This window comes from Nostoc sp. 'Peltigera membranacea cyanobiont' 210A, from assembly GCF_002246015.1.
Classification (GTDB): Bacteria; Cyanobacteriota; Cyanobacteriia; order Cyanobacteriales; family Nostocaceae; genus Nostoc.
Map to the genome: position 1 here is coordinate 343920 of NZ_NOLJ01000002.1, position 23316 is coordinate 367235.

Here is a 23316-nt window from a genome sequence, read left to right on the forward strand (position 1 = left end):
CTTGCGGGGAACTCGGGGCCCCCTCTGGGGATTAGGGGCAGGGAGACAAAGCATAGCTTTGGCGGGGGTGGGGTTCTTCGGGTTTAATAAGCAATCAAGCGCACATGATATAACATCTCAATTTCTAATTTTGTACTTTCAATTTATTAATAATTATGAGCCAATCAACGAATATTCGGGTTCTGATTGTTGACGATCATTCCATTCTCAGGCAAGGATTGACAACCATCATTAACCGCGATCCAGAGATGACGGTGATTGCTCAAGCAGAAGATGGACAACAGGCGATCGCGCTTTTTCGTGAATACCAACCAGATGTAACGCTAATGGATTTACGAATGCCCCAGATGGCAGGAGTTGAAGCCATTACTGCTATTTGTGCCGAATTTAAAGCTGCCCGAATTGTTGTGCTGACAACCTACGATGGAGATGAAGATATTTATCGTGGTTTACAGGCAGGCGCTAAAGGATATTTGCTCAAAGATGCTAAACCCAACGAACTTCTGAGTGCCATTCGCACAATTCATCGCGGTCAGCAGTATATTCCACCCGAAGTAGGGGCAAAATTGGTGCAGAGGATGAGCAATCCAGAACTGAGTGAGCGAGAACTAGATGTACTTCGTTTAATGGCGCAAGGAATGAGTAATTTAGAAATTAGCACAACCTTGAGTATCGGTGAAAGCACCGTTAAATCTCACGTTAATCGAATTTTAAGCAAGTTGGGAGTGAGCGATCGCACTCAAGCCGTGATTATTGCTGTTAAACGAGGAATTGTCAATTTGTAATATCAATTTTGCAATTAAATATCTATATAATTAAATTCCCCCTTGTTAAGGCTACCATCTACACACAAATCTTTTAAAGTTACTAGGTAATCTAAAGTAAGTTAATTTTTGCAGATCGATGCAACAAAGGTGCAGGTCGATGCAACAAAGGTGCAGGTCGATGCAACAAAGGTGCAGGTCAATGCAACAAAGGTGCAGGTCGATGCAATTAATAAATACAAGATCGACATTAGGGACTTCCAGAGAATAAATTACCCAATTTATTTAGATGATATTTTTCTTTTCCCCCTGCCTCCTGCCTCCTGCCCCCTGCCCCCTGCTCCCCTGCCTACACAGCGATTGATTATTTTTTTNAATTGGAAGTCCCTTATGCCTCGTATTCAGCTAGCGTATCCCAAAATTCCTGGTAGTAAAAACTACCCATCCGGGCGCTGTATTGCCTTCGAGAAGTACGACGGGACTAATCTGCATTGGGTTTGGGAATTTGAACTTGGGTGGTACGGATTTGGGACTCGGCGCGATCGCTTCGATTTCGATGAGAAAGGAATCGCTGACTTTAACGCCGCCCATCCAGGCTTGGAAGCAGCACATAGCATATTTAAAACGCTTTTTGCGACCCCGCTAGATAAACTGTTTCAGGAAAATCCCATTTATAATACAATACAGTTCAGTTAAGCATTTCTTTCTTCTCTCAGTGTCCTCTGCGCCTCTGTGGTTCGTTAAAAAAATTGACTTTGACAAAGAGTTTTAGCCTTAACTGAACCGTATTGATTTATAATAGTCCAGAAATCACCGTCTTTACTGAGTTTTTCGGTGCTAGTTCCTTTGCGGGTATGCACAAACCCGACGAACCGAAACAACTGATTCTCTTTGATGTAGAGACTAATCGCGGTATAGTTCCGCCGGAACAGTTTGTACAGGATTTTAGTGATTTAGCGATCGCCCGCGTTGTCTATCGTGGCAAACTCACCGGACAATTTGTAGAAGATGTCCGCGCTGGGAAGTATGGCGTAGCTGAGGGTGTCGTGTGCAAAGGTGGTAACAGCCCTGTGGACTTGTGGATGGTAAAAATCAAAACTAATGCCTATATGAAAAAGCTACAGCAAGCCTTCCAAGATGACTGGGAAAACTATTGGGAGTGATAATGTGGATAAACGCACGTAGTATTAGTGGCGATTGAGCCGTATTATGAGTTAGCTTTTTTAAGCTATATATAGCAGTTAATGCTTTAGGAAAGGAGGCTCTTCGGTTGCTTTTATGGAGATTGTTCAAAATAATTGAATTATAGTGAATATAATTTAGTGATGTTAATACCTGTAATATAGATTTGACAGGTGTTTAAGAGATATTAAGCATAGTTTTAAAACCCCGGACTTATAACTTGTATTATAAAATAGTAAGTTTTAGGTGTGCGCCATGAAGTTTCCTGTAGAGCAAATCTTGAATCTTCCCGATATGAAAGTATTAGATTTTCAAGAAGTTGTTGGGGAAGAAATAATTATAACGATAGAAAAAGGCGTGAATTATTCGACTTGTCCTGACTGTGGAAAACTTACTCAAAGTATACATCAAAATCATTGGCGGATGATTCATGATTTACCGTGGAATAAAAAACCAGTACTCTTAAAAATAAATCGCCGCCAATTTAAATGTCATAAGTGTAAAAAAGTATTTAGCGAACAACTAAATTTTGTAGAGAAAAGTAAAGGATATACTAAAAGATTAGCATCCGAGATAGTTCAACAAATATTAAATAGTAATATTCATAGTGTTGCCAAAAGAAATGGCTTAAGTGATGAAGAAGTAGAATCAATGTTAAAAAGCCAGGTGTCAGAGATATTAAGTATTAACTTAAGTCAGATAAAAAGGTTAGGAATAGATGAAATTGCCTTGGTGAAAGGTCAGGGAAATTATCTAGCAGTATTAGTAGATTTAGATAGTCGTAAACCAATTGAGATAGTGCAGTCGAGAAGAATAGAAGATATTCGTGAAGTCCTTGTCAGTTGGGGAATTGATGTACTTAATGAAATAGAAGAAGTGAGTATTGATCTCTGGTCGCCTTATAAAAAATTAGTAGAAGAGTTAATGCCAAATGCCAACATAACTGCTGACAGATTTCATGTGATGAAACAAATTACGGATGAGTTAGATACTATGCGTAAAAATGAGAAGAAAGCTGCAATGTCGTTAGATGATAAATCAGAAAAAACCAGAAAGTTAGAGGCACTAAACAAAAGTAAATATAGCTTACTAAAAAACGAAGACTCTTTAAATGAAAAGCAAAAATTGAAATTACAATCTGTGCTAGAAGTTTCGCCTAATCTCGCTAAGATGCACGCACTTAAAGAACAATTCCGCCAGATATTTGATACAACTAAATCTTGGGGAGATAGCATCACTAAATTATTAGACTGGATGTATGATGCTCGTTCATATTTTCCGAAAAGTCTTGGGACAATGGTGAGATGGTTTGGGGAAATAGTTGGTTATTTTGACGGCAGAACTACTAGTGGTGTTGTAGAAGGAATTAATAATAAACTCAAGTTAATTAAAAGACTTGGGTATGGCTTTCGTAACTTTAACAATTTTCGCTTACGCAGTTTATTAAACTGGCACTTTTCTATTAATTCTCCATAAAAGTAGCTGAAGAACCGGAAAGGAAAAGAGCAAAATTCACAAATAAATGATACGAGTAAGTTGTACTTTAGTTGAAATGTGGATTCCAACTAAAGTTGGAGTTAACCTTCCATTTTGAGATGGACTGATTTATCAATCATTCTATTGAGCAAAAGTTTCAACTTTTAGCGGACGACAAGTTAGAGTTAATTGCATATATTTAATTCAGGCAAATATTGATTGCAACTAAGTTGCAATCAATGTTTACTTTACACAAAGAAAGTAGAAAGAGGGTTGTATGTTCAGCGTTGGCGACGAGCATACAACCGTCGGAGGTATTAGTGAGTTTTGACCGCGATCGCAGTTTGTTATTCGTCCCACCTTCAACACAAGATCACATAAAAGGTGTGCTGAATGCCACAGTAGTGCTGGTGATGTATGGGGACTATGAATGTTCTCAAAGTGCGGACGTTTACAGGCTGATTAAAGTCATTGGGCAACAGCTTAGTGTTTCTTTGGGGGAGAATTATTTGTGCTTCATTTTCCGTTATTTTCCACAGATAGAAATTCATTCTCATGCTCAACGTGCTGCTGAAGCTGCTGAAGCTGCCGCTGTCCAAGGTCAATTTTGGCCAATGCATGAAATGCTGTTCAGCCATCAACAAGAGTTGGGAAACGGCTATCTAGTGGAGTATGCCAATAATCTAGGACTTGATATTTCCCAATTTCTACAAGATATATCTAAAAAAGTCTACATCGATCGCATCAATGAAGATATTGAAAGTGGATTATACAGTGGAGTAACGGCTACTCCGGCACTGTTTATTAATGGAATTCGGTATAGCGAACGCTGGAAAATTGAGCAGTTGATGGCAACTATTATCACTGCAAGTCATTAAGTTTCTTGGTTCTTAACCACATAGCCAAAATTACTGCTTATTACACAAGCAATTAATTAACAGGAGGAATCTGATGGCACAATCTCTCTGGCTTTTTGGCACTCGCCTCAACATCGTTGCCGATCGCACCACTACAGGAGGTCAGTACTTAGTTGAACGTGGCATGACCGGAGTGATGGAAAAGCTGGCAATACTGTTATTCGTTGGCGCAAATATTGCAATCGGCAGTATTGCTCTGGGAACAGTACGGCTGTTGCTACGGGGTAAACTAATACCATTGCCTGCGACAGGCGATCGCAGTAAATAAGCAATATTATTCAGCGATTTTCATAGTTTCTCATAGAACAAGACAGATTGCGTAATTGTCTGGTGCATTGAGGGCAAACGTCAACGTGAAATTCATACAAATGGAGAAGTTTTATGGCGGGTAAACTTACAGGTAAGATCGCATTAGTCACAGGTGGTAACAGTGGAATCGGACTCGCTACAGCCCAACGGTTTGTACAAGAGGGGGCTTACGTCTTTATCACTGGTCGTCGTCAAAACGAACTTGATGCTGCCGTGAAGAAGATTGGAGAAAACGTCACTGCTGTTCAGGCTGATGCATCGAATCTCGCAGATATCGATCGTCTTTACACTACGATTAAGCAGGAGAAAGGACACCTCGATATCCTCTTCGCTAACGCTGGAGGCGGCGAACTTGCACCACTCGGCTCGATTACCGAGGAGCATTTCGATAAGACCTTTAATACCAATGTCAAAGGTTTACTCTTCACTGTACAGAAAGCACTGCCTTTGATGCCAGAGGGTTCATCCATCGTCCTCAATGCTTCGACCACTTCCATTCAAGGCACTCCAGCGTTCAGCGTTTACAGCGCAACTAAAGCCGCTGTGCGCTCCTTTGCCCGTAACTGGACACTCGACCTCAAAGAGCGCAAGATTCGTGTCAATGCCATCAGCCCCGGTGTAGTTCCGACTCCTGGGTACAATCTCTTGGGATTGAGTGAGGAACAGGTGCAGGGATTTGTGGCTAGCCAGGTTGACACTATCCCCCTGGGGCGGGTGGGTACACCGGACGAAATCGCTAAGGCGGTTGTTTTCCTTGCCTCGGATGACAGCAGCTTTGTGAACGGCATTGAACTGTTTGTCGATGGTGGTATGGCACAAGTTTGAATCTGCTTGCGGAGGACTCCATACTTGTGTTTCCCTAAACGTTTACTCATTACAAATGTCTCAATGGTTTCCCATCAACTGAAGTCGCAAATCTGATTATTGAAGCTGCAAAGAGCAGAGGAGCCTCAAGCTAAAGTTCATTAAACTTAATTGGCGTTGCAACGAGATGCGCGACGTGAAAGTTGTGCTTAGAAGTACTCTATATAACCTTACAAGGAATAAAGTTATGACCACATTTCGCACGGTTTCGATCGATGGTTTAGATATCTTTTATCGAGAAGCTGGTTCCCGCAGTAATCCGACAATTCTGCTATTGCACGGCTTCCCGACCTCATCTCACATGTTCCGCAATCTGATATCTGCCCTTAGCGATCGCTTCCATCTGGTTGCACCCGATTATCCAGGTTACGGCAACAGTTCAATGCCAACCGTGAATGAGTTTGACTACACATTTGATCGCCTGGCACAGATCGTGGAAAAATTTATTACCGCGATCGATCTCAAGAAATATAGCCTTTACGTGATGGATTATGGCGCTCCCATTGGCTATCGAATTGCGGCTAAATATCCAGAGCGAGTGGAAGCGCTGATTGTCCAAAACGGGAATGCTTACGAAGAAGGTCTGCGTGAATTTTGGAACCCAATTAAGGCTTACTGGCAAGACCGTTCGCCTGAGAATGCTGAAAAGCTCAAACACCTTGTCACCTTGGAAGCCACGAAATGGCAATATACCAACGGTGTTCGCAATTTAGAAGCAATCAGCCCTGATACCTGGAATATGGATCAACTGTTCCTCGATCGCCCAGGAAACGATGAGATTCAGCTAGCGCTGCTGTATAGCTATGGCACGAATCCACCATTATATCCCCAATGGCAAGAGTATTTCCGCCAGTATCAGCCACCAACCCTGATTGTTTGGGGTAAGAATGACTACATCTTCCCCCCAGAAGGCGCTCATCCCTACAAGCGCGACTTAAAAGACGTGGAGTTGCATTTACTCGATACTGGACATTTTGCCCTGGAAGAAGATGGGGACGCGATCGCAGACCATATCCGTCGCTTTCTGACCACTCACGTTGTAGAGAACACCAAGCTAACCACTAGTAACAAATAGTTTTGGCTGGGAAACGATGTCGGTAAAAAGTAATTGTCATTCTACAATTACTGCTTATCAAGCAGTACTGTTAAATCAATTAATTTAACAGTGCCATCTTAACAGATTGTTTACAATTCATTAAAGGAGAATGTCATGGTTGCTCAAGCAAACTCGCAAGCAGCAAAAATTTTGGAAGTTGCGGATGATCCACGTCTTTCCAAAGGAGTAAAGGAATTTTTGAAAGTGCTGAATTCAGGGGGTGTAGCGCTGGAGAAACTCACTGCGCTCGTTGCACGTCAAGTCCTTGTAGATGCACAGGCTTCCGTTTCAGTAGACCTTTCAGGCATTGAAGAGTCCCAAAAGACAATTAATGCTGATGGTTATTCAATTACCCTCAATATTGTACGACCAGCAGGTGTTCAAGGCACATTGCCTGTTTTCATCTTTATTCATGGTGGTGGTTGGGTGCTGGGTGATTACCCAACACACAAGCGCATGGTTCGCGATCTGGTGGTGCTTTCAGGGTTTGCAGGTGTCTTTGTCAACTACACTCGCACGCCAGATGCTCAGTACCCACAGGCAATCAATGAGATTTATGCTGCGACCAAATGGGTTGCCGAGCATGGTGAGGAGATTGGCGTGGATGGCAAGAATTTGGCAGTCGTTGGCAACAGTGTTGGCGGCAACATGACAACTGTCACTGCTTTGAAGGCAAAAGAAAAAGGAGGGCCACACATCAAGCTGCAAATCCTGATGTGGCCCATTGTAGATGCTGATTTTGAAACGAATTCTTATCACCAATTTGGCGATCAGCGTTTTCTAACTGTACCAGCGATGAAGTGGATGTATGATATGTACATCGCTGACCCAGAAAAGCGCAAAGACATCTATGCTTCTCCCCTACAGGCGACGCTTGAGCAACTCAAAGGCTTGCCTCCGGCGTTAATTGTGGTTGCAGAGAGCGATATCTTGCATGACGAGGGCACAGCCTATGGACGCAAGCTCGATGAAGCTGGGGTGGAGGTGACAACTGTGCAGTACAACGGCATGATTCATGACTTCGGACTACTGAATGGTTTAGCCGAGTTGCCAGAAACCCGTTCTTTGTTTGTTCAAGCTGCTGCCCAATTGAAGAAATATCTGCAATAGGATGCGATCCATGTTTTTGGGGAAGGGAAAAGACGCTCTTCCATCGCTTTGCTGCTTACCGAGTTAGCGTAGGGGAAAAGGGTAAAGCGACTGTGCTTTGTGCAATCGCCTCATTAATCAATCCAAAGAGTCAACCCTATGCTCAAAGCAAGTAAACACAACCGCCGCCGCTTTTTGGGAACGGCGGCAGCAAGCATTTTCACAGAAATGGCACTCATGGGTATCGCACACGCAAGCTTTGACAAGCCCAAACGATCTGAATTTAGGTTTACTCCCATCAAGCAGATCAAAGCGGGTGTCCTCGACATCGGTTACTACGAAGCAGGACCGAGCGATGGATCTCCGGTGTTGCTGCTGCATGGGTTCCCGTATTCCATCGATAGCTACATTGACGTTGCACCAATGCTTGCTGCACGCGGATGTCGGGTGATTGTTCCCTACCTGCGGGGACATGGATCTACCCGTTTTCTCGACAGCGCCACACCACGCTCCAGGCAGCAAGCCGCCATCGGTGTCGATGCGAGCGCCTTGATGGATGCATTGCAGCTAAACCGTGGGAAGATCCTAAAGCATTCGCAACTGCGGTCTGGGAACTCGCATCAAAGAAACGTTAATGGCTTCTCTGGAGCGATGACTCTGCGCCGTTTCACCTTTAAATGGATCGTAATACCAAACTACTCTCAGGTAATTACTCTGGATAACAACTTGATTATTGGCGAGGCAAGGTTTGTTGCTCCCAAAACGATCGCAGTAACGACGACTGAGGGGAACAATCGCTTACTTACCGCCGAACGGTTATTTATTAATACAGGCACACGACCGTTAATTCCATCCATTCCCGGACTCACAGAAGTTGAGTTTTTAACCAGTGAGTCAATTATGGAGCTAGAATACCTGCCTGAACACCTGATCGTTCTCGGTAGTGGCTATATTGGTTTAGAGTTTGCCCAGATGTTTCGGCGCTTTGGCTCTGGCGTTACTGTCATTGGGCAAAGTGAGCAAATCCTGTCACAGCAAGATCCAGATATAGCGATCGCCGTTCAAACACTTTTAGAACAAGATGGTATTGAATTCTTATTAAAAGCGAAGGTGTTAAGGGTCGTTCGCGTTGGCGTAGCCTCTCGTAGAGAAGCGTCTCCTTTGGAGAATCGCACTGGTAATGAAACCATCCTGCAAATCCAAGTTGCCGATAGTGAAATCACCGTCCAGGGGTCGCATTTGCTCGTCGCCGTTGGTCGTGCGCCCAATATCGAGAGCTTAAATTTAGCTGCTGCTGGTGTGGCAACCGATACACGCGGATTTATTCAAGTCAACGATCGCTTGGAGACAAATGTACCCGGAATTTGGGCGTTAGGCGATATCAATGGCGATCCGCAATACACCCATATATCGCTCGACGATTATCGCATTATTAAAGCTAATTTAATTGATGGGGGCGATCGCAGTACAGGCGATCGTCTCGTTCCATCCTGTTTGTTCATCGATCCAGAACGGGAGCAACGCGAAAAAGTGAGATCCTCGTGAAAAGAGCTTTCTTAGGCAGGGGGAGCAGGGGGAGCAGGGGGAGTGAAGAGAAAACTTTAGTATTTTTTATGACCGTTATAGCTCTAAATACACTTATTTCTTTCTCTTCCCCTGCCTCCCCTGCATCCCCTGCTCCCCCTGCTCACAAAATCGCATTGCTCCCTCCAGAACTGGCTCATGTGGGTTTGACTGAAACTGAAGCACAGCAACAAGGATATGCCATCCGCGTGGCGAAGGTTGATGCGTCAGCCGTTCCCAGAGCAAGAACACTCGGTCAAACCGATGGACTGCTAAAGGCGATTGTAGATACCGAGACAGGTCGGATTTTAGGGTGTTCCCTGTTGTGTCATGAAGCAGGTGAAGTGATTTCGACGGTGCAGATGGTGATGCAAGCTCAGATGCCCTACACCGTCCTGCGCGACGGTATTTTGACTCATCCCACGATGACCGAAGGGTTAAATATATTGTTTTCCAAGTTGTAAGGGACTTCCAAATTAAAAAACATTCAAAAATCTCATACAACAATCCTCTCTCTTCTTCATCTCTCCGTCCCCTCTGCGCCTCTGTGGTTCGTTTTCAAAGATTACAACATTACGCCAGAGTCAGCTGCAAATTCGCTCAATCAAATTAAGAGACTGTTCGAGAAGGTAAATAATCTGCTTGCTGATGGACGTTCCTACTTGGTTGGGAATTCCTTTTCAGCAGTAGACCTTACCTTTGCTTGTCTGGTTGCTCCCATACTCAGTGACCACTGCAAATACCACGCTTGACATTTTTCCTTTTTCCTTAACTTGTCACCAATGGATACAGGGGTGAAATGAGCAGTCGAACAGAAACTTACGCTAAGGAATTGATTAGGCGTTTTGAACCCAAGCGATCGCCTCTTATAAACCTGTACCAATTGAAGGCTCTGAAATTTAAAAGCCTCAAATCCTTACTGTGCCTAGAAAGAAGCTGTACTAAATAACCTATACATCTTCATAAAGAATTGCTATTAATTCTTAACCGAAAAGTATTGCACTACCAGTTACTTTTGTCACCTTGCAACCTTTTAAGGCTGACTAATTGTTTCTGCAACTATTTGTCCATACTTAGCTGTCCCTAAATAGCCACCAATATCTACAGTGCGTGTGTCTGGGTTCAAAAGTACGTGTTCTATAGAGGACTTAAAACATGATGCCGCCTCTAACATATTTAGATTATTATGCTTATTTCCAATCCATTCTAATAGCATTGCCGTAGAAAGCATCAATCCTGTAGGATTTGCTCTATCTTGACCGCTAATATCAGGTGCAGAACCGTGAGCAGCCTGTGCTACTGCCCGAGATACTCCCTCATTTAAAGAAGCTGCAAGTCCTAAACTTCCCGAAATTTCTGCCGCTTCATCTGATAAAATATCACCAAATAAATTAGTAGTCAATACTACATCAAACCTTTCAGGATTCCGAATAAGCAGAGCCGCCATAGCATCAACAAAAACTTCATTCAATTCAATATCCTGATATGAAGAAGCGACTCGCCGCACTTCCCGAAGGAACAGCCCATCACTCAGCTTTAAAGAATTTGCTTTATGTACTACAGTTACCTTTTTCTTCCTGTTGAGGGCTAACTTGAAAGCAGTTTCAGCAATTCTTTTGGAAGCGCTGGCAGAAATTTTCCGAACAGCTAAAGCTACATCTTCTGTTGGCATAAATTCGCCACAACCGAAGACCATGTTACGATCGGCAAGAAATCCTTCTGTATTTTCTCGAACAATAATTAAATTCATGTCCGGTGAATACTTTGATATCCCTGTCCTACCAATAGAAGGGCGGATGTTTGCAAAGAGATCCAATTTCTGCCTGAATTCGCGGGAAATGTTTATCCCTCCCTCCGCAGCTGGTGGATAACTGGCAGTAGAAAGCGGACCCAGTATAATACCATCAACATCCTTGGCACGCTCTAGTAAATCCACTGGCATTGTTGCACCATTTTTTTGCAATCTTGCTAGACCTACTTCTTCCACTTGCAGTTGCAAATTGAGCGAAAAACGTCTATCAAGTGCTTCAATACACGAAATGACTGTTGCTGTTATTTCAGGTCCAATTCCATCGCCCGGTAAAATTAGCAGTTCCACAAAACACCTCGAAAATCTAATAGGCTATAACTCGCATTAGTCTCGGTCACAAATAAATAAATTTCACCCATATTTTTGCTCGAATTTCTTCATAAATGATACTAGCGCTTCAACTCCTTCACGCGGGAAAGCGTTGTAAATCGAGGCACGTAGACCGCTAACTGAACGATGACCTTTTAAGCCTTCAAAGCCTGCGATCGCGGCTTCTTCAACAAATAGTTCTTCCAGTTCCTCTGACGGCAGCCGGAACGTAACGTTCATCATGGAGCGCGAGTTGGTATCGGCATGACCACGATAAAAGTCTAATGCATCAATGACATCATAAAGCAATTTCGCCTTCGCTTCGTTTTCGCATTGCACCGCAGCGAGACCGCCTTTATTTTGGAGCCACTGGCAAACAAGGCTGATGATATAAATGCCGAAAGTGTTTGGCGTGTTATAAAGCGACTTATTTTCGATGTGGGTGCGGTAATCAAGCATCACAGGCAAACCAGTAGGAATGCGATCCAGCAAATCGTTGCGAATGATCACAAGCGCGACACCACTGGTTCCTATGTTCTTTTGCGCTCCAGCATAAATAAGTGCGTACTTATTGATGGGTATTGGTCGCGAGAGAATGTTGGATGAAGCATCGGCGATCAGTGGTACATTGCCAACAGAGGGTTCCGTTTTCCACTCCGTGCCGAAGATCGTGTTGTTCGTGGTTATGTGGATGTAAGCAGCACTATCATCAAGCTTTAATTCATCCTGTTGGGGAATACGTGAGAAGTTGCTGTCTTCTGGCGTTGTTATGATGTTGACCGTACCCACGCGCTGGGCTTCTTTGACAGCCTTTTTTGACCAAGTACCGGTGACGATATAGTCTGCGCTTTTGTCCTTTGCAAGCAGATTCATTGGAACCATCGAAAACTGCAAGGTGGCGCCGCCCTGCAAAAAGAGAACGTTATAGTTATTCGGGATTCCCAGTAGTTCGCGCAAGCTACTTTCTGCACTTCTAATAATTCGATCGAATGTTTTGGAGCGATGGGTGAGTTCCAGAATTGACATACCCACTCCGGGCAAAGCCATAAGATCGCGCTGCACCTCTTCCAACACTGGCAACGGCAACACTGCTGGGCCGGAGTTGAAGTTAAAAACTCTTTTAGTCATGGTTTGTCTCCTACCCGATCGAGGTAAATTCCCAGCCGTTCGGCTAAAAACTGGACGTTAGGTTTGCGGACGATCGCGTAATGATTACCGGGAATATTGTGGATTTCTACGCCGCCAGCAGCTAGCTTACTCCAGTCATGGCTGACTGCTGCAACTTGTTCGCTAGCACACAAGAGGGTAATTCGGTTAGGATAAGGCTGAGGTATATAGCTATACAAGGCTTTGAGATTGGCTCTGAAAACCTTGAATAACTGACGCATCTGCTGTAAGCCAAAGTCTGGCGATAAAATATTCAGCATTTTTGCTTGTTCTAAAATGTAATTCAATTGCTCCTCTGGTTCGAGTTGCTGCAATTTATCAGATGAGACTGAGAGTTTTTGTCCAAAAAGTCCGTCTAAATATTTGGCAAGAGAGACTAAGAGCATAGCTTCATTAATTTCTTTGGGCTTGTTCATGGCGATCGGTACATAGCTATCGATCAAGGCAAGCAGAGCTACTTGATGTCCTGAAGCATACAACTGCTGTGCCATCTCAAAAGCAATGATGCCACCTAAAGACCAACCGCCAAGATGGTATGGCCCTTGAGGCTGAACGCTTTGCAATGCCTGAATGTAGCAGGCTGCCATATCCTCGATGCGGCTCAAAGGTTCTTGTTCCCCATTTAAACCCAGTGATTGCAAGCCGTAAAATGGTTGTTCTCGTCCTAAATAACGAGCTAAATCCATATAGCAGAGGACGTGACCGCCACCTGGGTGAATGCAGAAGAAAGGCGATCGCTTTCCAACTGGTTGAATTGTTACCAAGGGAGACGAAGAGCGGTAATCTATTGAGGAGCGAAGAATACTTGCTAGTTGTTCAATAGTCGGGCTTTTAAAGAGTGTCGCTAGGGGCAGAGTTTTGCCAAACTGCTGCTGAATTCGTGCCATGAGACGGACAGCCAAAAGGGAATGTCCGCCGAGATCGAAGAAGTTGTGCTGGACGCCAATGGGATGTGTACTGAGAACATCTTCCCAAATCTGCGTCAGTTGTAATTCTATGGTGTCGCGGGCTGCAACAAAACTAACTTCTTGAGAAATGGCAATATCTGGTATAGGCAGCGCTTTTTGGTCTACCTTGCCGTTAGGAGTCAAAGGTAGGGTTTCCAACAACATAAAGGCACTAGGTATCATGTAATCAGGCATCTGCTGCTTCAAAAAGCGGCGCAGTTCACTGACGAGCAGTTGTTTACCGTGGGGAACAATATAAGCTACTAGGTGCTTGTTAGCAAGTTGGTCTTCACGAACAATGACAACTACTTCTTTTACCTCTGGATGCTGTGCCAAAACTACTTCAATTTCTCCGAGTTCGATGCGGAAGCCGCGAATCTTTAGCTGATTATCGATTCGTCCCAGATATTCAATATTACTATCCGGTAAATAACGTGCCAAATCCCCAGTTTTGTAGAGGCGAGAGTAGTTCGTACACGCTTGGCGATCGCAATTAGAGAATTGGTTTTCTATTTTCCCCCTGCCCCCTGCTCCCTGCCCCCTGCCTCTTTGAAAGGGGTTGCTGATGAATCTTTCCTGAGTAAGTTCGGGACGGTTGAGATAGCCTCTTGCCAACCCAATGCCACCGATGTGCAACTCTCCTGGCACACCCACAGGCACTGGTTGCAAATTTTCGTCTAAGATGTAAGTTTGTACATTGGCGATCGCCTTACCAATAGATATTTTCTCGTCATCTTCAGTGCATTTAGCGATCGTGGCACAGACAGTAGCTTCTGTTGGCCCGTAGGCGTTGAAGAAGTTTCTGCCAACAGACCATTGTCTGATTAGTTCAGCCGCACAAGCTTCTCCAGCGACAATTATTGTTTGCAGTGCCGGAAGTTCCTCTACAGGCATAACTGCTAACGCCGATGGTGGTAGGGTGATATGGGTAATAGAATAATCACGTAATCGCTCAATTAATGGTTTCCCTGGCAATAGAGAGTCTTTTGTTCCCAGGTAAAGCGTTCCACCTGACCTCAGAGCCATTACGACTTCCCAAATAGAAGCATCAAAACTCAAGGAAGCAAATTGGAGAATGCGACTATCCGAAGTCAAGCCAAAAGTCTGAATCTGAGCTTGAGCTAAGTTGCATAGTCCCTTATGCTCAACCATGACACCTTTAGGTCTACCTGTAGATCCCGAAGTATAAATCACATTAGCTAGATGAAAAGCTTTGACTCCAGTGATGGGATTATCTCGATCGTTTTGGGCAATTTGTTCCCAGATTTCATCTAAACAGACTTGTTTTACTTGATACTCAGGAAGTCTGTCAATAAGTCGTTGTTGAGTCAGCAGCACCGAAACTTGAGCATCTTCTAGCATGAAGCTCAAGCGTTCAGTAGGATACTCTGGGTCAAGTGGTACATACGCTCCACCAGCCTTGAGAATCCCCAAAAGTCCGACCACCATATCTAAAGAACGTTCTACACAAATACCCACCAGCACATCTGGTTTTACACCCAATGAGCGTAAGTAATCAGCCAATTGGTTAGCACGACAATTTAATTGGTAGTAAGTCAGTTGTTGATCTTCAAATACTACTGCCATAGCATCTGGGGTACGATCAACCTGCTCCTCAAACAACTGATGGATACATTGATCGCAAGGATAATCTGTTTGAGTATCATTCCATTCCACTAATAGCTGCTGTTGCTCACCCGCTGTCAGCAGGGGTAACTGGGAAATTCGTTCTTGAGGATTAGCGATAATTCCTGACAGCAACGTTACAAAATGACCAGTCATTCGTTCAATTGTGCTGGCATCAAACAAATCAGTGTTGTATTCCCATACTCCTACCAGTCCAGTGGCAGTGTTCTGCATGATTAAAGTTAAATCAAACCTTGAAGTTGTACCTTTTATTGGCAATGTACTAACAGTGAGCTTAGTCAATTCTACTTGTGATGTGGGCGCATTCTGGAAGACAAACATTACCTGAAACAGTGGTGTATGGCACAGATCCCGTTCTGGCTGCAATGCTTCTACCAGCATTTCAAAAGGCAAATTCTGATGGGCATACGCGGACAATGTAACTTCTCGAACACGAGTCAGCAATTCGCTAAAGCTCGGATTGCCGGCCAAGTTGGTACGCATCACTAAAGTGTTGACAAAAAAGCCAATCAACCATTCTATTTCACTGCGATCGCGGTTTGCAATTGGCGAACCCACCAAAATATCTTCTGTACCTGTGTAGCGGTAAAGTAGCGTGTCATAAGTTGCCAACAGCGTCATGAACAAGGTGACTCCTTGTTGCTGACTCAGTTGTGTAAGATCGCCAGTTAACTTCTGTGAGAGTGCAAACTCTTGATATGCACCATTGTAAGTCTGCACAGCTGGTCTGGGTCGGTCTGTGGGTAAGGACAATAAAGCTGGTGCATCTTTTAATTGTTGCTGCCAGTAACTCAGTTGGTTTTGTAGTACATCTCCCTGCAACCATTGTCTTTGCCAAATTGCGAAATCTGCGTACTGAATCAGCAGTGGCGCTAACGATGGAGATTGACCTTGAGAATAAGCATTATACAGTGCCGCTAATTCTTGAACAAACACGCCCATTGACCAACCATCAAAGACAATGTGATGTATACACACTAATAAAACGTGTTCTGTTTGTGACAGCACTACTAATGTTGCCCTGACCAATGCTTGTTTTGCCAGGTCAAAAGGCCGTTGCGCTTGTTGTTGCGCTAATTGCTGCAAAGCAATTTCTTGTTCGGTTACTTCTGCTTGCCTCGGCTCCGCTCGGCACGAGTCGCTCAGTACAAGTGTGGATAAATGCCTTAAATCAACAATTGATACTGTCCCCAGTCCGCTCCTATTGTGAATAATTTGAGAAGGTTTTCCATCAACCGTGATGAAGTTGGTATGTAACGCTTCGTGGCGAGCAATTATTTCTTGTAAGCTTTGTTCTAAGGCAGTTTGGTCGAGAGTTCCGACTAGACGCAAAGCTATGAGTAAGTTGTAGGAGGAGCTGTTCGGGTTTAACTGGTCTAAAAACCATAGCCGTGTTTGGCCAAATGACAGTGGTAATTCTGCATCCCTTGTCCTTGGTAAGATGGGTTGTGTAGAAAGTTCTAAATCCTGGTGTTGCAACCGTTGAATGTTTTGAGACAATTGGGCAATTGTTGGTGCAGCAAATAAATTACGCAATGGTAGTTCTACTTTCAAGCTGGTACGCACGCGGGAGATGAGTTGCGTTGCTAGTAGCGAGTGTCCTCCAAGTTCAAAGAAGTTATTATGTATACCCACCTGCTCTACTTTTAACACTTGCTCCCAAATTACTGACAGGATTTCTTCGATTGGGTTACGTGGGGCAACATACTTGTCTGATAATTGGCTGTGTAAATCAGGTGCCCTCAATGCACGCCGGTCTAGTTTACCGTTGGGTGTAAGTGGTAAAGCTTCTAAGATAACGATCGCACTTGGCACCATATACTCTGGTAACTTTGACTTCAGGAAACTACGTAGAACGCTGACTGTAAGTGTTTGCTCTTTTTGAGGCACAATGTAAGCGACTAAACGTTTGTTCCCAGGAATGTCTTCGCGGGCAATGACACAAGATGCCTGCACATCAACATGTTGGCTCAGTACTGCTTCAACTTCGCCTAATTCGATGCGGAAACCACGAATTTTTACTTGATTGTCTATGCGTCCTAATGATTCGATGTTTCCATCAGGTAAATAGCGTGCTAAATCCCCAGTTTTATATAATTTACTCCCTCCTGCCTCCTGCCTCCTGCCTCCTGCCTCCTGCCTCCTGCCTCCTGCCTTCTCAAACGGATTAGGGATGAATTTCTCTTGTGTTAACTCCCTTTGGTTGAAGTAGCCTTGCGCTAAAAGGACACCAGCAATGTATACTTCTCCTGGTACACCAATCGGTACAGGCTGTAAGAACCTGTCCAGGATGTAAATTTGCGTGTTGGCAATAGGTCGCCCAATCGGAGGAAGTAGCGGCCAAGTCTCTACTGAATTATTTAGGATAAAACTGGTGGCTAAATGGCTCTCTGACGGCCCATACTGATTTTGCAATGTACAATCAGTTAATTTACTGAACCACTCAGAAATAGCCGGAGTAATCTGCAACTGTTCCCCAGCAGTAATGATTTCTCTCAAATGACTATTAACTAATTCATTACTAACAGCGACTTCAGCTAGTTGCTGTAAGGCAACAAAGGGGAGAAACATTCTTTCTATTGCTTTTTCTTGGAGAAAACCTAATAAATTTGAGGTATCGCGGCGTAATTCTTCCTCAATTAAGAACAATGTGCCTCCAGAACACCAGGTAGTAAAAATTTCTTGGAAGGAGACATCAAAGCTAATAGAAGCAAATTGCAGGGTTTTGGCCCCACAAGCAATTTTCAGATTTTCTCGATGCCACAAAATCAGATTACAAAGAGCAAGCTGGTTCATGGCTATACCTTTAGGTTGACCTGTAGAACCAGAAGTATAAATTATATAAGCTAAGTTATTTGTTTGTACTGAAGAGATGAGATTGTCCTGGCTGCACTGAGAAATCACTTTAGCGTCAGTATCCAAACAAATAAGCTGTACTTGATGCTGGGGCAATCGGTCAAGGAGTGACTGCTGGGTAAGCAATACTCTTGCTTGAGTATCTTCTAAAATAAAGCTCAAACGCTCAGTTGGATACTCTGGATCAAGTGGCATATAAGCAGCACCAGCTTTGAGAATCCCCAGTAGTCCGATAACCATCTCTACAGAACGCTCAACGCACAGACCAACCAGCACCCCTGGTTCCACGCCAATCGCTTGCAGATGGTGCGCTAGCTGATTGGCGCGGGTGTTCAACTCTCGGTAGGTTAGCTGTTGGTCTGCAAACACTAATGCGATCGCATCCGGTGTTTGTTCTACCTGTTCTTCAACTAGCTGATGGATACATTTATCCTGGGGATAATCTACCTGGGTATCGTTCCACTCCACTAGTAACTGATGCCGTTCCGACACTGATAAAAGAGAGTAAGATTCATAGCGCTCAGAATGTTGAGTAGCCATTGCAGCGAGAGTTTTGGTGTAATAACTGCCGATGGTTCTTACCTGTTCTTCACACAACTCGCTGGTTTCATATTCCAGCAATAGCTTTACTTGGGACGAAACCACATCCAAGCCAAAGTTAGCTTGAAAAGTAAAATTTGTTTTTTGAAAAGTCTTCCTATCTAATTCTTCTAAACCTGCGAGTCCTAAGATGTTCTGGTAGACGTGAAAATGCACAAAGTTAAAAGCTGCTTCAAATAAAGACTGTCCACCAAGAATTTTCTGCAATTCGATTAGGGGATAGCGTCGGAAAGGAAGAAATTCTCGTTCAGCTTTGAAGGTTTCTTGTACCAGTTCTATCCAAGTACCCCCCGCTAAATTTAAACGAAATGGTAAAGTATTGAGAAATAGTCCCAGTACCCGTTCTCCATCACTTTCCTCTAGTCTACCATTAGATACTAGACCAGTAACTACGTCTTGCTGATTGCTCAAAACGCTTAACACCTTCAAATGTGCAGCCAACAAAACACTTTTCAAGGGAACTCCCGCTGCTCTTGCTAGCTGTTTCAAGCCATCAGAAACTTCAGGAGATATGCTCATCTCCATTTCACCGGATTGCTCAACTTGAGGTGAACGGTAGGCTTCTGGCCAGCGAGGTATTTTTGTAATATTGATGTCGCTGAGTTTCTCAACCCAGTATTGTCGGCACTCCTGTGATTCTAAGGTAAGCCGCTCTAGGGCAACAAAATCTCGGAAAGGAATTGTCGGTGGTGGTTCGAGAGTCAGGGCTTCTTGGTTGAGGAGAGATAAATACCGTTGCCACAATTCAGTCCGAAATGAAGCCAAGCTCCAGCCATCGAATATAGCGTGGTGAAAGCTCAGTGTCAATTGAAATGTTTCATCAGTGTAGCGATGAACATGAAAACGCAACAGTGGCGGACAAGTCCAATCAAAATGCTTTGCCTTTTCTGCTTCAAACCAAGTATTGAAAACTATTTCCTGTTCTGTAGTAGACAGATGACGTAAATCTTCTACTTCTAGGGGAATACAAACTGTTTTATGAACTAATTGCAACATTTCCCTGAAGTTGCTAAGGTCGAAAGAAGTACGCAGGATGGGATGACGCTCTGCAAGGTCTTGTAGAGATGTCTGCAATATTTGCTCGTTGAAAGTAACTCGTACATGGCGACTGCTGACATCGTGATAAATTGAAGATTCGGGATTATACTCGCTGTGGAAAATCATTCCTGCTTGGAGTGCAGTCAGAGGGTAGGCATCTTCGATATCTGATGGCAAATGAGTGCGATCGCCCTCACAAATCAGGCTAAATGCTTCTGTTTTCGGTGTAGAGAAAGAACTGAGTTCATCCCTAACTAAACGGCTCAACTGATAAATTGTCTGATATTGAAAGATTTGCGAGAGTGAAAAATTCAGACCAAGTTGTTTAGCCTTAGCCAAAACCTGGATGCTTCTAATCGAGTCTCCTCCCAAATCAAAGAAGTTGTCATAGATGCCAACCTGTTTCAGGTCAAGAACATCAGCCCAGATGCCAGCTAAAAGTTCTTGCTCTGGAGTATAAGGTGCTACAAACTCAGATTCCAGTTCGGGTCGTGTTTGGTCAGGAATAGGAAGAGCTGGGCGGTCTATCTTGCCGTTGTGTGTTAAAGGTAGAGTGTCTAAAATCACAAAGGCAGAAGGAACCATGTATTCTGGTAGTTTTTGCCTGAGAAATTCACGTAGTTGGCTAGTAGTGAGTGTTTGATCGCTAGGAACCACATAAGCAACCAAACTTTTGTTCCCCGGAATATCTTCTCTAGCAATGACTACAGCTTGTTGGATTTGGGGGTAGCTATTGATAACTACTTCTATTTCACCTAGTTCGATACGGAAACCACGAATCTTCACTTGATGATCTATCCGACCAAGGTATTCTATGTTGCCATCTGTTAAGTAGCGGGCTAGGTCGCCTGTTTTGTAGAGACGTTCTGATTTGCCATCAAAAAAGGGATTTTGGATAAATTTTTCTTGTGTTAATTCTGGGCGGTTCAGGTAGCCTCGCGCTAAACCATCACCACCAATATGTAGTTCTCCAGGTATGCCTATGGGTACTGGTTGGAGGTGTCTGTCTAGGATGTAGATTTGGATGTTACTTATGGGCTGACCAATCGGGACTATTTGTAAATTTTCTTGGGGTTGACATTGCCAGAAAGTGACATCAATCGCTGCTTCTGTAGGCCCGTAGAGATTATGCAATTCACATTCAAGTTTGGAGAAGAAGCGTTGAATAAGTTCACTGGGTAATGCTTCTCCACTACAAAATACTCGCTTCAAGCAACTGCAATTGCCAAGGTTGGGTTCTTGGAGAAAAACTTGAAGCATGGATGGGACAAAATGTATTGTCGTAATTTGTTGTTGAGAAATTAAGTTAACTAAATAAGTAGTATCTTTATGCCCTTCTGGTACTGCGAGTACAATCCTAGCTCCAGTTAGTAACGGCCAGAAAAATTCCCACACTGACACATCAAAACTGAAGGGAGTTTTTTGCACAACGCGATCGCTACTGGTTAATTGATAAGATTGTTGCATCCACAGCAACCGATTGTGAAGTCCTTGGTGAGTATTCATTACCCCCTTGGGTTGTCCAGTAGAACCAGAAGTGTAAATCACGTAAGCCAAATTATCCGATTTCACCTCAGGATTCAAATTATCCTGACATTGTTGCTCAATCCTCCCCCAATCAGTATCCAAACAAATCACCAGTGCGGTATGTGGCGGCAAAGATGATAACAACTCCTGTTGAGTCAACAACACCTCAACACCCGAATCCCTTAACATAAAACTTAATCGTTCTGGAGGTAATCGCGGATCTAGTGGCACATAAGCCGCGCCAGCTTTGAGAATACCGATAAGTCCTACCACCATCTCCAAAGAACGTTCAACGCATAGACCAACCAACACCTCTGATTTCACATTGTTCGCTTGCAGGTGGTGTGCTAATTGATTAGCGCGGGTGTTCAACTCTCTGTAAGTTAGTTGCTGGTCTTCAAACACCAGTGCCACTGCATTCGGAGTTAGTTCTACTTGTTCCTCAAACAATTCATGAATACATTTGTTTTGGGGATAATTTACCTGGGTGCTGTTCCACTCTCCTAACTGGTGTAACTCAGCTTTAGTTAATATAGGTAATTCGGAAACTCGCTGTTGTGGATCGGTAACAATCCCTGCCAATATTGTTTGGAAATGCCCGACCATGCGATCGATTGTGGTTGCATCAAACAAGTCGCTGTTGTAATGACACTTTCCTTCAAGTTCCTGCTCTGTTTCCTTTATCGATAGGGTTAAATCAAACTTGGTAGGAAAGTTTTCGATTTCCAAAGGAGTTAGGATCAGACCGGGGAGTTCTAATTTTTCAGGAGGCACATTCTGTAAAATGAACATCACCTGAAACAACGGATTATAGCTTAAAGAACGTTCTGGCTGTAAAACTTCTACCAATTGCTCAAACGGCACATCTTGATGCATATAGGCATCCAAAGCTACCTGCTGCACTCGTTGCAGTAATTGCTCAAAACTCGGATTGCCCGCACACTGAATACGCAGTACCAATGTGTTAATAAAGAAACCAATTAGGGACTCAATTTCATTGCGATTACGGTTAGCAATTGGGGAACCAACGATAATATCTGACTGATTGCTGTAGCGTGAAAGTAAAGTGACGAAGGCAGCCAACAAAGTCATAAACAAGGTTGTCCCAGACTGTTGGCTGAGTCTTTTGAGCTTTTGAGTGAGGTTACGATCGAGTTGAAAAGACTGTGTACCACCTCGAAAAGTCTGAATTGGAGGTCGCGGTCGGTCAGTAGGCAATTCCAGTAGTGGTGGTGCGTCGGCTAACTGTTGCTTCCAATAGTTGAGTTGAGTTTCCAGTACTTCTCCTTGAAGCCACTGTCGCTGCCAAATAGTGAAGTCGGCGTACTGTATAGGCAACTCCGCTAAAGGTGTACCCCTTTGGGGAAGCAAGCTACGCGTAGCGTCTGTCTGCGACACGCTGCGCGAACGCAGAGAAGGCATTCCTTTTGAGAAGGACTGATAAAGTGCAGACAATTCGCGGATGAATACCGCCATCGACCAGCCATCAGAAACTATGTGATGCATAACGAGCATCAGCACATGGGAATTTTCTGACAACCTGAGCAGGGTAACACGCAGTAATGGATCGTGTGCTAGGTTAAACCGTCGTCCAGCTTCTTGGGTAACTAACTGTCGTACCTGTGCTGCCTGTTCAACTTCTGTTAACCCTTGCAAGTCCACTATTGGGATATTCACTTTCTGGTTGGAGTGAATGATTTGAATTGGGGAGCCATTCAGCATCTCGAAGTTGGTACGCAACGCTTCGTGACGCCGGACAATTTCTTGCACAGCGACCTCTAACGTGCTTACTTGAAGCGACCCAATTAGGTGCCAAACAGTTGGTATATTGTAGGTAGATTTCTCTCCCTCCAGTTGGTCTAGGAACCAGAGGCGTTGTTGAGCAAAAGACAGAGGAATTGCCCCATCTCGCGCGATCGCCCGAATAGGTTCAAGATGACGATGCTCGGCTGGATTGCCTTGGTTAAGAAACGCCAAGATTTCTGCTTTGCGTTGGGCTAACTGAGTTTGCAAGTCTAGCGTCAGCTTTCCTTGAGGAGCATTACAGCGCAGGCGATCGCCTTCAACCGAAATCTTTATATCCAAAGTGCAAAGGTAAGACAAAAACTCTTCTATAGATTTCATAGCTCTACTCCTCTCAGTTGCCCGACTTTTT

At 43.9% G+C, this 23316-nt stretch carries 14 protein-coding genes; 11 read left to right on the forward strand and 3 right to left on the reverse strand.

Going from position 1 to position 23316, the window contains the following annotated elements:
- The first annotated feature begins 155 nt into the window (after window positions 1–155).
- From CDG76_RS06410 to CDG76_RS35885, 11 genes are all read left to right on the forward strand, one after another.
- A complete protein-coding gene (locus tag CDG76_RS06410; protein WP_094348228.1) occupies window positions 156–785 on the forward strand; it encodes a response regulator in 630 nt (209 codons plus the stop codon).
- A gap of 767 nt (window positions 786–1552) precedes the next feature.
- On the forward strand, window positions 1553–1927 hold the full coding sequence (locus CDG76_RS06420) for a hypothetical protein (RefSeq protein ID WP_223265157.1): 375 nt from the start codon (window positions 1553–1555) through the stop codon (window positions 1925–1927).
- 274 nt (window positions 1928–2201) lie between these two features.
- Complete coding sequence (locus CDG76_RS06425; protein ID WP_094348229.1) at window positions 2202–3422, forward strand: ISL3 family transposase; 1221 nt, start codon at window positions 2202–2204, stop codon at window positions 3420–3422.
- A 320-nt stretch (window positions 3423–3742) separates the two neighbouring features.
- Window positions 3743–4300 (forward strand): DsbA family protein, encoded by a 558-nt coding sequence (locus CDG76_RS06430; RefSeq protein ID WP_094348230.1) that lies wholly within the window; start codon window positions 3743–3745, stop codon window positions 4298–4300.
- 73 nt (window positions 4301–4373) lie between these two features.
- Complete coding sequence (locus CDG76_RS06435; protein WP_094348231.1) at window positions 4374–4607, forward strand: hypothetical protein; 234 nt, start codon at window positions 4374–4376, stop codon at window positions 4605–4607.
- A 113-nt stretch (window positions 4608–4720) separates the two neighbouring features.
- Window positions 4721–5473: a glucose 1-dehydrogenase gene (locus CDG76_RS06440; RefSeq protein WP_094348232.1), complete on the forward strand. Its 753-nt coding sequence runs from the start codon at window positions 4721–4723 to the stop codon at window positions 5471–5473.
- A 226-nt stretch (window positions 5474–5699) separates the two neighbouring features.
- Window positions 5700–6587 (forward strand): alpha/beta fold hydrolase, encoded by an 888-nt coding sequence (locus CDG76_RS06445; RefSeq protein ID WP_094348233.1) that lies wholly within the window; start codon window positions 5700–5702, stop codon window positions 6585–6587.
- Window positions 6588–6722: 135 nt separating this feature from the next.
- Window positions 6723–7718: an alpha/beta hydrolase gene (locus tag CDG76_RS06450; protein ID WP_094348234.1), complete on the forward strand. Its 996-nt coding sequence runs from the start codon at window positions 6723–6725 to the stop codon at window positions 7716–7718.
- Between the two features lie 138 nt (window positions 7719–7856).
- On the forward strand, window positions 7857–9242 hold the full coding sequence (locus tag CDG76_RS38170; protein ID WP_223265158.1) for an alpha/beta fold hydrolase: 1386 nt from the start codon (window positions 7857–7859) through the stop codon (window positions 9240–9242).
- Between the two features lie 68 nt (window positions 9243–9310).
- Complete coding sequence (locus CDG76_RS06460; protein ID WP_223265159.1) at window positions 9311–9724, forward strand: hypothetical protein; 414 nt, start codon at window positions 9311–9313, stop codon at window positions 9722–9724.
- 108 nt (window positions 9725–9832) lie between these two features.
- A complete protein-coding gene (locus tag CDG76_RS35885; protein ID WP_223265186.1) occupies window positions 9833–10012 on the forward strand; it encodes a glutathione S-transferase C-terminal domain-containing protein in 180 nt (59 codons plus the stop codon).
- Between the two features lie 281 nt (window positions 10013–10293).
- Here the strand turns inward: CDG76_RS35885 and CDG76_RS06465 are convergent, their stop codons facing one another.
- From CDG76_RS06465 to CDG76_RS06475, 3 genes are all read right to left on the reverse strand, one after another.
- The gene (locus CDG76_RS06465) at window positions 10294–11358 is read right to left on the reverse strand and encodes an isocitrate/isopropylmalate dehydrogenase family protein (RefSeq protein WP_094348235.1); all 1065 of its coding nucleotides are present in this window, start codon (window positions 11356–11358) and stop codon (window positions 10294–10296) included.
- Between the two features lie 63 nt (window positions 11359–11421).
- Entirely contained in the window at window positions 11422–12507 is a 1086-nt protein-coding gene (gene serC / locus CDG76_RS06470) for a 3-phosphoserine/phosphohydroxythreonine transaminase (RefSeq protein WP_094348236.1), read from the reverse strand.
- On the reverse strand, window positions 12504–23285 hold the full coding sequence (locus CDG76_RS06475) for a non-ribosomal peptide synthetase (protein ID WP_094348237.1): 10782 nt from the start codon (window positions 23283–23285) through the stop codon (window positions 12504–12506). Before CDG76_RS06475 ends, serC begins: the two co-directional genes overlap by 4 nt.
- Window positions 23286–23316: the final 31 nt, after the last annotated feature.